At 67.1% G+C, this 11,372-nt stretch carries 5 protein-coding genes and 1 pseudogene; 2 read left to right on the forward strand and 4 right to left on the reverse strand.

All coding sequences use genetic code 11. The features are described from left to right. Positions 1-20: 20 nt before the first annotated feature. Genes GWI24_RS02795 through GWI24_RS02810 form a run of 4 tightly spaced genes read right to left on the reverse strand, consistent with a single transcriptional unit; the run spans position 21 to position 8,265 of the window. A complete protein-coding gene (locus GWI24_RS02795; RefSeq protein ID WP_210944288.1) occupies positions 21-3,287 on the reverse strand; it encodes a type I restriction endonuclease subunit R in 3,267 nt (1,088 codons plus the stop codon). Continuing rightward, entirely contained in the window at positions 3,284-4,528 is a 1,245-nt protein-coding gene (locus GWI24_RS02800; protein ID WP_210944289.1) for a restriction endonuclease subunit S, read from the reverse strand. Before GWI24_RS02800 ends, GWI24_RS02795 begins: the two co-directional genes overlap by 4 nt. Beyond that, positions 4,521-6,161: a class I SAM-dependent DNA methyltransferase gene (locus tag GWI24_RS02805; RefSeq protein ID WP_210944290.1), complete on the reverse strand. Its 1,641-nt coding sequence runs from the start codon at positions 6,159-6,161 to the stop codon at positions 4,521-4,523. The genes GWI24_RS02800 and GWI24_RS02805 overlap by 8 nt, the downstream gene beginning before the upstream one ends. Positions 6,162-6,201: 40 nt before the next feature. Then, positions 6,202-8,265 carry a hypothetical protein gene (locus tag GWI24_RS02810; protein ID WP_210944291.1) on the reverse strand — a complete coding sequence of 688 codons (2,064 nt, stop codon included), beginning with the start codon at positions 8,263-8,265 and terminating at the stop codon, positions 6,202-6,204. Positions 8,266-8,934: 669 nt separating this feature from the next. Between GWI24_RS02810 and GWI24_RS02815 the strand changes: the two genes are divergently transcribed. Beyond that, positions 8,935-10,446, forward strand: coding sequence for a hypothetical protein (locus GWI24_RS02815; RefSeq protein WP_210944292.1), 1,512 nt, complete (start codon positions 8,935-8,937; stop codon positions 10,444-10,446). Continuing rightward, positions 10,439-11,372: pseudogene (locus tag GWI24_RS02820) on the forward strand (hypothetical protein); the annotation flags it as partial. The gene GWI24_RS02815 and the pseudogene GWI24_RS02820, both read left to right, overlap by 8 nt.

Consider the following 11,372-nt stretch of genomic DNA (forward strand, 5'->3'; position numbering starts at 1 on the left):
GTCGCAGTACCTCTGCGGTGCTACCGCTCCTTCGCCCCGGGCGCCCACAGGGCGGCCACGATCTCCATCTGCTTGAGGACCAGGTCGACCGCCTCGCGCTCCTCCTCCGGTGGATAGTCGAACATCGCCAGCACGCGGCGGATGCGTGTGCGCAGCTTGGCCCGGACGGGCTCGCGGGCGAGCCAATCGACTGAGAGGTTCTTCCGGATGTCCTTCACCAGGGCCCGGGCGATTTGGGCGAGCGTGTCTTGGCCGCCCTCCATCAACTCGGCCATGTCGCGGTGGGCGACCGCGTCGTAGAAGGCCAGCTCCGCGTGGGTGAGCGGCGGATCGAACTGCTCGCCGCGGCGTGCCTCCGCCGACACCTCCCGTGCCAGGGCGGCGAGTTCGGCGATGACCTGGGCGCTGGTGAGCTGCTGGAGCATGTACCGCTTCATCAGGTCGTCGAGTCGCTCGGAGAAGCTCTCGTTGCGGACGACGTTGTGCTTGGTCACCTCGCTCATCTTCTGCTGGATCATGCGGCGCAGTGCCTCGGTGACCAGGTGCGGGGTCTCGGAGTTCTCCAGCTTGCGCAGCTGGGCCTCGTTGAGGCGGGTGATGTCCAGCCGGCCGATCCCGGCCTCCGCGTACAGGTCGGTGATCTCGTCGGCGTCGACGACCGAGGCCGCGAGGGCTTGCAGGTAACGCTGGACCTCGGCGCTGAGTGGCTCCCCGCTCGCCTCGCGCTGGGCGGCGTCGAGCTTGATCATCCAGGCCCGGACCTCGCTGAAGAAGGAGATGTCACGACGCCAGTCGTCCAAGTTCTCGCAGCGCTCGGCGATCTCCTTGCTCATCGCGCAGACCCGGTAGAAACGGTCCAGCCGGGCGGCGCTGTCCTTGAAGCGGACGGAGAGCGGCTTGGCGGGGGGCTCGACCTTGTTGCCCGGGTTCTTCGGGTCGCGCAGGAAGTCGGCGGTCAGGCGCAGCGCGCGCTTGCGGGTGTCGGGGCGGCCGGTGTCGGCGAGCCACTCCTTCCAGCGGCTCCCGGCCAGCAGCCCCTTGATGGTGGTCAGCTCGTTCTTGACCTCAGTGACGGCCCGTTCGATGTCCGCGCCGAGGGTCTGGTCCTCGCGGTCCTGGTCCGAGTACTCGCGCAGGGCCTTGGCGAGGTTGTCGGTGAGAGGGGCGTAGCCGACGAGCAGGCCATCCTGCTTGCCGCGGAAACGGCGGTTGACGCGGGCGAGCGCCTGCATCAGATTGGCACCCTGCATGGGGCGATCCATGTACAGGGTGTGGATGGGCGGAGCGTCGTAGCCGGTGAGCAGCATCGAGTGCACGATGAGCAGTTCCAGCTCGTCGTCGGGGTCCTTGGCACGCTTCTGAACGACCTTCTGCTGGGACTTGCGTAGCGAGTGCTTGCGCAGGCGCTCGAGGTCGGAGCGGTCACCATGAAAAACGATCTTCATGACACCCTTGTCGACCTCGTCACCGACCCAGCAGGGTCGCCGTTCGGCCAACGCGTCAAAGACCCGTACGCAGATCTCGCGGGTCGCGCACACGACCATCGCCTTACCGGGGCCGCCGATGTCGGGCTTGACCAGCTCGCGGCGCTGCTCCCAGTGGGCGATCAGGTCGTCGGCGAGCTTCGCTATGCGGTCGGGCGCGCCGTACACGGTGTTCATCGTCGTCGCGTACTGGATGGCCCGACGGCGCTCGGCATCGTCCATGCCCTCGGTGAGCGTGTTGGCCTGCTCGTCGAGATTGTCTGGGTCGACGCCCTCGAACAGGTCGAGTTCTATGACACGCGGTTCGTGGAACACGCGGACCGTGGCCCCGTCGTCGACGGCGCGCTTCAGGTCGTAGATATCGATGTATTCACCGAAGACGGCGCGGGTGTCGGCCTCGGCCTTCGAGATCGGCGTACCGGTGAAGGCGAGCAGGGTGGCGTACGGCAGGGCGTCGCGCAGGTGACGGGCGTAGCCATCGAGGCTGTCGTAGTGCGAGCGGTGGGCCTCGTCGACGATCACCAGGATGTTGCGGCGCTCGGAGAGGAGCGGGTGCGACTTGCCGGCATCCTTCTCCTCCTTGCTCAGGCCGAACTTCTGGAGGGTGGTGAAGACGATCCCACCGACGTTGCGCCGCTTCAGCTCAGTGCGCAGCTCCTCGCGTGTGTCGATCTGGTGGGCCTTCTGCCCGAGCAGGGTCTCGCTGTCGAGGAAGGTGTCATAGAGCTGGTCGTCGAGGTCGTTGCGGTCGGTGATGACGACGATGGTGGGGTTGTTGAGGGCCGGGTGGCGGGCTACTAAGGCCGCCGTCTCCACCATCTCCTCCGACTTGCCCGCGCCCTGCGTGTGCCAGACGACGCCGGCCTGGCCGTTAGTTCGCGACGCCTCGACGACGGCGTCCACCGCATTCTTTACCGCGAAATACTGGTGCGGCTTCGCGATGCGCTTGCCGGAGAGAGGCTCGCCCGGCTTGGGCGGGGGGAAGTTGACGAAGTTGCGGGTTAGGGAGAGGAACTGGTCCTGCGTGAACAGGCCGTGGAGAGCTAGATTCAGCGCGTCGAGACCGTCGTAGCCGAGTTCGTTGGTGTCGACCCGTTCGCCCTCGTGGTCGACGTTCCAAGGCGCGAAGTGCTCGTACGGCGTGAATGCTGTGCCGTACTTGGCGGTTATGCCGTCCGAGACCAGGCAGAGGACGTTGTAGCGAAACGCGACCGGAAACTCCGAGACATACGTCTGGAGTTGCGCGTGCGCCGACTTGAGCGTCGCGTTCTCGTCGGAGGCGCTCTTCAACTCGACGACGGCCAGGGGGAGGCCGTTGACGTACAGGACGATGTCGAAGCGGCGATGGCTGCCGTCGGTGTCCCTGACCGTGACCTGGTTGACGGCGAGGTAGCTATTCGCGTCGGGGTCTGCGAAGTCGACGAGGCGGACGGTCGGGGTCTGCTCGGCGCCGAACTCGTCGGTGTAGGTGAGGCGAATGCCGGTGGTCAGGTACTCGTGGGCCTGCTTGTTCTCCGGGTATGCCTCGCGGGAGGCGGGGTCGGCGGCGATACCGAGGGCTTCGTGGACGGCGGTGGAGGTCAGTTCCGGGTTCAGCTTCTCGATGGCTGCCTGGAGTTCATCGTGCAGGATGAGGTCATCCCAGTCACGGCGGTGGCCGGTGCCGGGGGCCAGGTCTTTGCCGGGCTTGGTCTGCCAGGCGAGTTCGCCGAGTTCGTCGAGGGCGAGGTGCTCCCAGGTGGACTCGGTCATTTTGGCGTCGAGGTGGGCGGGGGTGTGTTCGCTGCCGCTTTCAGTGGTCATACGGCGTCCTCTACGATCTTCTCGGCGTCTCGGACTCGGAGCTTGCCGGACATCAACTGGGGAAGCAGAGAGTCGCGGAGGGTGATCAGAAGGCGCGACTCGCGGTCAAGAGACCGCATGTGCGCAAAGGAATCCGATGCCACGGTCCCGAATTCAGCGAGCAACTTGCCATCAGGGCAGTCAATGTAGAAGTTTGCCGCGTCCGCGGCAGCGACACGCTGACGACCTGATGAGCCAGCCATATTTCTAATGGCATGCTCACGAAACCTATTACTGCGCGCCAGGAAGTAGGTGAACTCAGGCGGGACTCCCCGGGCTGAACGCATCACGATAAATTCCGTAGACCCCGCCCCGATTTCACCGTCTTCCATGAAGTCGATGTACCCCGTCTTACCGTTCTCCAAGCACGGCGTGATACGGGCCAATAGCGTATCCCCATTGACGAAACGCGTTCCCCCCTTGGGTTCCCTTCTCGCCCATGCACTGATGCCCGCACGGTTCGTAGAGAGAGCAGCCATGTCCACATAGACGGCTTCCGAGGACGGCTTCGGAACCTTGGGGTTGAAGTGGACGAACTCGGTCACTGGCACCGCGGTTGCAGGATCAGGGTCGACCTCGAGCCCCATACGCTCGACCTGCAACTTGAGCAACTGCTCGTACGTAATAGCAATGCGCTCATTGACAGCGATCTTATCGTCTAGCGCCCCAAGTGCGGCTGCAATGGACTCTTGCTCCCTCCAGGGGGGTGCGACAACTGGGACGGCGCCGAGAATCTTGGTGTTCAGGTTCGGCATAGTGGCGCCGACTGCATGTTGCTTAATCCACTGCCGCACACTGGAGTGCCCCAGGTAATACGAGAGATAGGCGGAGTTAATTCCATTACCTGGCCTGATCCGCAAGCACCCAGTTCCACAAAGCCAGCCTTCCTGTTCTGGGCGAACCAGGGCTCGACGCTCCACGTCACCTCGACGCGAGTAAACGATGTCACCAGCTGCGAGAAGATAGCGGGAAAGCCGCAGAGAGTCCTCAACTGTGATGCGCGCAATGAAATCATCTCGGATTACATTGTCCCCGATATCTTGAGGCATCACGCTGGGAACTCCAATCGGAACGTAGTCCGAAGCATGGAGTTGACTACCGAAGGGACCGGTTTGGATATTGCCGCCGCCGCGCTCACAAATCTCCTCAAGCGTGGAATGCTCCCAAGCGGTCGGTACACCAGCGACAATCACTTCAGCCATCGATCCTCCCCAACTGCTCCCGCACCACCGCATCCAACCGAGCCGACTCGTCCAACTGCTCGAACAACTCCTTGGTCAGCCGAGCGATCCGCTCCCCCACCGGCTCCGCGTCCGGGTCCTCCGCGACCTCCGCCGCCCCCACATAGCGCCCCGGCATCAGCACATAGTCGTGTTTCTCGATCTCCTCCAGCGTCGCGCTGTAGCAGTAGCCTGGGACGTCTTCGTATGAAAGGCCCTTACCCCTAGCCGACTTGGTGCCCCGCCACGCGTGGTACGTGTCGGAGATCTTCTCCAAGTCCTCCTCCGTGAGGATCCGCTCCGTGCGGTCGAGCATCGTGCCCATGGCGCGCGCGTCGATGAACAGCACCCGGCTCCGCCGGTCCTCCAATGCCTTCGCGCCCTGCGGGGACTTGTCCTTGGTCAGGAACCACAGGCACGCCGGGATCGCTGTCGTACGGAAAAGGTTGCCCGGCAGAGCGATCATGCAGGAGACCAGGTCCGCCTCGACCATCGCCGCGCGGATCTCGCCCTCGCCCGACTGCTTCGACGACATCGAGCCGTTCGACAAGACTACGCCCGCGCTGCCCCTGTCCCCCAGCTTGGACACGATGTGCTGGAGCCAAGCGTAGTTGGCGTTCGACTGGGGCGGAGTGCCGTACCGCCACCGCCTGTCGTCCGACTTCCTCGCCCAGTCGGACATGTTGAAGGGCGGGTTGGCCATTACGAAGTCGGCCTTCAAATCAGGCAACTTGTCGTCCGCGAACGTGTCCGCCCAGCGGTCGCCGACGCCCTTCGGGTCCATACCGTGGATGGCGAGGTTCATCTTGGCCAGGCGCCACGTGCGCTCGTTGGCCTCCTGGCCGTAGATCGCAATGTCGTGGGTGTGGTCCTGGCCCTTCCACTTCTTCACGAACTTGCCGCTCTGCACGAACATGCCGCCCGAGCCGCATGCCGGGTCGTAGACCCGCCCGCCGTACGGCTCCAGCACCTCGACGATCAGGCGGACCACGCTCTCCGGGGTGTAGAACTCCCCGGCTCGCTTCCCCTCCGCCCGCGCGAAGCGCTCCAGGAAGTACTCGTACGTCTCCCCCAGCACGTCCTGTGCCGGACGGTCACCATACCCCGTGAAACGCGCGTCGCTGATCAGGTCGACGAGTTCCTTCAGGCGCTTCTGGTCGACGTTGTCGCGGTTGAAGATCTTCGGGAGGACACCGGTGAGGGTCTTGTTGGCCTTCATCACCTCGTCCATGGCGGCGTCGAGGAGCTTGCCGACGCCGCCCTCCGCGCTCGCCGCGTTCTCGGAGATGTGGTCCCAGCGGGCGGTCGGGGGCACCCAGAAGACGTTCTTCTCCGTGTACTCGTCCTTCTCCTCAAGGAAGGCCGCCCGGCGGTGCTCGGGGATCTGGGCCAACTCGGGATCGGCGGCCAGTTCCTCGCGGCGCTCTGCGAAGGCGTCGGAGACGTACTTCAGGAAGACCAGGCCGAGCACGAACTCCTTGTACTGGGCAGCGTCCATGGAGCCGCGGAGCTTGTCCGCGGCTTTCCACAGGATGTCCTGGATCTCCTTGGTGCTGGAGACACTGAGCAGTTCGCCCTGTCCGGCGGCTGCCGAGGCTCGCTTGCGGGGAGGCATCGTTCCTTCTTCCGACTCGTCGGTGGATGGTATGGATGAGTTACGTGCGATTGATGGTTCGAGGTTCGCCGAGCGTGAGGGTGCCGTCGGCCAGGCCCGCGATCGTCAGGTGGCGAGCCTCGGCGAGGGCATCGGACTGGGCGCGCAGCAGGCGTTCCCGGCGTTCTGTCTCGGTCAGGAGGGCGTCGAAGCGCAGCACCTCGTCCGGGTCGAGGTCGGGGAGCTGGTAGTCCTCGATACGGCGGGCGGGGCGTACCGCGCTGGGGCTGCGGGCGGTGCCACGGGCCGCGCCGAGCAGGGCTGCCAGGACCCGGGGGGTGAGCGGGCGGGCGGCGTCGGCGTTGACGCGGAGTACGCGGGCCGGGAACACGACGACCGAGAAGCCCTCGTGGTCGACGTACACACCGAGGCGGGGCACGAGGGTGTAGACGACGTCGCCGGGCTCGGTGAGCGCTACCCGTTCATACGCCGTCGCCAGCAGCAGACGGTCGATGCGACGCTCACCCACGGTTCCTTCGCCGGTGGTCTCCTCAGTGCCCAGGACCGTGTGGTGACCATCCCGGGTGAGGTGCTTCTCGTCGATGCGGTGGCCGGGGAGCCGGGTCACCCTGCGTTCGGTGATCAGCTTGCCGAGGGTCGCGCGCCTGGGCAGGCGACCGACCCTGCGCAGCACGGCCCCTCGGTAGGGACCCCGCTCGTCCTCGTACGCGCGGATGTCCGCCGTCGCACGCTCCAGGCGGGCCTCCGCCTCAGCGATCAGGGCAGGGCGTTCGGTGACCTTGTCGGACCAGATCGCGGAGGCGGGCGGTGCGGGAGGGGTCATCGGCCCGCCGAAGGCCCGGTCCAGGTCGGCGACAGAGACCACACGGCCGTAGCGCGGGTCGTGGCCGTCGAGCGTTCGGAGCCCTTCCGCGCGCCAGAGGAGGACGTCCTCGGCGAGCAGCATGCGCACGCCTGGCGTGAGCTGTTCCGAGCTGATGTCGGCCAATAAGACCTTGCCCTCCGCCGCCGCTACGGGACCGCGCGTGAGCGTCCACAGCGCGGGACGGTAGCCGGGGCGGAAGGGCAGGACCCCGCCGGGAAGCGCGATGACCGACTCGACGATGTTCTCGCGCAGGAGGGCGGAGCGGAGCTGGGCGGCCTCGGTGCTCTTCAGTTCGTCGACGAGCGCGTCGGCCGGCCCGAGAACGAGGGCCGTGCAGCCGGGGCGGAGGAGATAGGCGACGCGTTCGAGCTCCGTCAGGGCGGCGACTACCGAGCGGTCCTCGCCGGGGCGGTACGGGAGCTGGGTGACGACGAGGTCCGGGTCCGCGAAGCGTTCCTCCAGATCGGTGCCGGTCTGCACGTCCAGGTCGAGTTCGCTGACGCCCGCCAGCAGGAGGCGGCGGCGGGTGATGCGGGTGAGCCGCTCGTCGGGGTCGGCGGCGAGGACAGTGACGCGGTCGCGGTCCTCCGTGGCGTCGAGGAGCGCGGCGAGCAGGTCGCCAGCCCCGGAGTGTGGGTCGGCGAGGGTGAGGGACTCGCCTTGCTCAAGGCGGATGCGGAGGTCGGTGAGCTGTGTGAGCAGGCTCCGTAGCTCCGGGGTGACCGCGTCGGCGGCGAGGGAGTCCAGTCCGAGTCGGGAGCGGGCGGCGAGCAGCCACTCGTACGCGCCGCGCTCGTCGTAGGCGGACTCGATCAGTTCCTCGGCGAGGCGGGCGAGCGGGACCGCCGTGGCATCGATGGAGCGCAGCTCGCGGAGTACGAAATCGTCCTCGGCGTCGATCCGTTCGGCTCGGCTCAACAGGGCGGACCAGAGGGCCGCGTCCGCTTCGGCGTCGGGCGGGAAGGCGTTCGCGCCGTCGTCGGCCAGTGGTCGGCCGTCGAGCCGGCGCAGGCACAGCAGGCTGCCGAGCGTCTCGACCAGCTGCCAAGGCGTGAAGCGGTCCCGCAGCGCGACGATGCCGAAGAGGGCTAGTTCGGATCGGAGCTCCGTCGGGGCCGCGTTGCCCAGGCCGCTGGTGATCAGCCAGTCGGTCACCTGGGCGCCGTCGAACAGCGGCCGTCCCGAGTTCTCGGACACGGCGGCGGGGAAGTCCGGGTGGCGCCGACGCCAGGTGGACACGACAGGGCGCTTCACCCGGGCGAAAGTTGCGATATCGGACATCGACACCAGAAGGGGCAGTGACGCTGGAGGGCGAAGCGCCGGGTCCGGCAGGTCAGTGACCACGGTGCGCACCCCTCCCCTGCTCATCTATCGTCGCATCAGCCGCTTCGGCCGTTGGGCCGGGCCTTGTCTCACGGCACGGCTCCGCTTGCAGCGGATTCTCGTCCGTCGCCACAAGACGATACGCGGACCCAGGGGGCAGGAGAGCACCTTCCTTTGATAACGATGGTTATCAAATCTGCTCGGCTCCCTCGCACCGCCAGGCGCTCCCGCAGCCGAGAGTCGATGACGATCAGGACTCTTCGCGCGGAACCACCATCCACGGCTAAAGCGTCACAGCCTCATCGCGCCCTTCCATCGGGCTGGGCGATTCGCACCCGAAGTACCATTGCCCCCCGTTGAGATACGCCAGAATGACGGATCGGTTTCCCGACTGAACAGCGTTGAGGGGGTGGCAGCGGGAAATGGCTGAGCGCAGCCGTGGCGTAGCCGGAGTGAGGCAGCTCCGTTCCTCAGCAGCCGCCTCGCCCACATGGGCGAGCAGACCGTCTTGCCGCAAAGTGCTCGCTGCGCGGCACACCCCCAGGCCGACGGCGTTCGGCTCCTCTCGCTCCGATGGTTGAGCGCATGGTCACCGTCAGCGAGAAGGGACAGGCATCGGAGCTCGTGGGCGGACCGGGCTGGAGCCGACCTGGCCTGGACGTCGCCGCGGGCCGTTATCCGCTCTCGGTGGAGCGGCATGTAATGCGCATGGTCGATCACCTGGTGCCCGGGGTGACCGCGGTGACTCCGCACGCGCGTTACTACGCACTGCACGGGCTGATCGCGGCGCAGGCCAACGCGGAAGACCTGACGGTCCCGGCCGCCCAGACTTTGCTGCGTCGCTCGGAAGTGGCGTTGGCTGCCGTGTCGTTCGCGCATCATCCGCAGGCTCTGGAGTGGCTGCCGCGTGCTCATGGGGTCGATGCCCTGGCCCGGCGGCTGCACGCCGGGACGATCACCATGTCCGAGGCCGAGGTTCCGGGCAAGGACGGGTACGTAGGCAACTCGTGGGGGTTCTGGGGACCGTACGCCGGATCCGAGGTCGCGCTCGGCGTTCTCGACACAGGCCCCATGCCGGTTCCTGGACCGCGGCTCGACACGGCGGCACTACAAGCCGGACTGGGCGGGCTGCTCGAGCTGGCCGCCGAAGACACGCTGAAGGTGGATGATCTTGCCTCTTTCGGCGACCGGCTATGCGTGTGCGTGGGCGGCGAGCACCCTGACGGGGCGTGGCTGGCGAACCTGATGTGCGAGCCCGGCGCGCCGGACGAAGCAGGCCCCCGCTCGGCAACACGACGACAGACGATTCAGCTTCTGGCTCGTGTGGTCGCCACACATCCCGTCCGACATTTCACCCGCGACATCGGTCATGTGCTCGCCTTCGGCGATTTCCTGACCACTGATGCCGTGACCCGCGGCATCGACGCGGCTGGTGCCTGGCGCGGAGTGGTGCTGCGGAACTACTCCGTCGGAGCGTGGCGCCGCCTGTGGTCCTGGCTCGTGGAGCAGGTCGACGGGCTGCTACCGATCGAGGAAGTGGCCGACCGCTTCGCCGCGGAGCTGCCCGACATGACGGTGGACGCGTTCCTGTCCTCACTTCCCGCGACGCAGAGCACGACCGGTGCGCCGTTGCCAGCCGAGCAGCGCCTGCGTAGGGAGAGTGATCCCTTGCCCTTCACCGAGCTGCGGGTGCTCGCCACCAGTGCCCGTCGTGTGGACGAGCTCACCGGCCGGGTCCGGGACGCGTTTCTCGGCCAGCGCGGTGTAGAGCTCGGCCCGGAATGGGTCCAGCGGCGGCTTGACGAAGCCCGGCCCATGAAACTGCGCGATGTCGCCCGCCGACTCACCTACGACCTAGTGGCGCGGTCGCAGCGGATCGCGCTGGCCAAGGCCCGCCGACGCGCCGACGGCACGCTGTGGTTACCGACCCGGCTGCACGAGCGGGGCGGGCTGCTGTACCGGACGAGCCAGGAGGGGCGCGGCGACGTCGGCCTGCGGCTGGACCAGCTCGGGACCGTCCTGGCCACCTGCGGTGTACTGCATTACCACGACCCGCACTGGTCGGTGACCGCTAGCGGGAGGGCTCTCGTTGACTGAGACCGCACCGGCACCGGGAGTGGTGGAGCCGGCCATCGCGTTCGCTTCTCCGCTGTCCCTCATCCTCGACGAGGAGCGCACGGGCGGACAGAGGCTGGAGGAAGCACTCTTCCTCAGCTTCACCGCCGATCTCGGATTCTTCGAGGAGGTAGCCCTCGGCGTCACCCAGGCCACCGGCGCACGCGTCACGGTGGTGGGAGATGTCTCCATGGCCCGGAACGATCCCCGCTCCGTCCGGCGGGCCGGCCGCAGCTACCTCGCCGGTCTGGCATACGCACACGGTGCCGCGTTCCACCCCAAGCTGATGGTCCTCGCCGGACCGGAGCACGCCACCATCGCCCTCGGCTCCGGCAACACCACGCTGGCCGGCTGGCAGGCCAACGCCGAGCTGTGGACGCTTCTGCGGGTGGACGGCGAGCAGAGTCCCACCGCAGTCCCGGAGGTGGCGGCATGGCTGCGCGGCCTGCCGGAAAAGGTGAGGTTCTCCGCCGGTGTGCCACAGGCGCTGGGTCGGGTCGCAGCGCTGCTGGACAGGCTCCACGGCGACAGGACTCCGACGGCGCCACAGGTCCGCGTCGTCAGCAGCCTGCGTACGCCCATCATCGATCAGCTGCCGCACGGGCCCGTCGACGAACTGGCCGTGTTCGCTCCCTTCTACGACCAGCGGTCCATGGCACTGCGGCAGTTGCTTGAGCGCTTCCGTCCGAGCCGGTTCAACCTCGCCTATCAGCCCGGACTCAGCGATCTCGACGGCCCGTCGGTCGCTGCCCTGGTGAAGGAGTACGACGGACGCGTCATCAGCGACAACGACCAGCGGTACCGCCACGGGAAGCTCGTCGAGTGGGCCTCCGAGGGGCAGCGGTGGGCCCTGACCGGCAGCCCGAACCTTTCCGTCGCGGCCCTGCTGCTTTCCCAGAGCGAGGGCG

Origin of the sequence: Streptomyces sp. MK37H (assembly GCF_018035285.1) — a bacterium.
In the GTDB taxonomy this organism is placed as follows: Bacteria; Actinomycetota; Actinomycetes; order Streptomycetales; family Streptomycetaceae; genus Streptomyces; species Streptomyces endocoffeicus.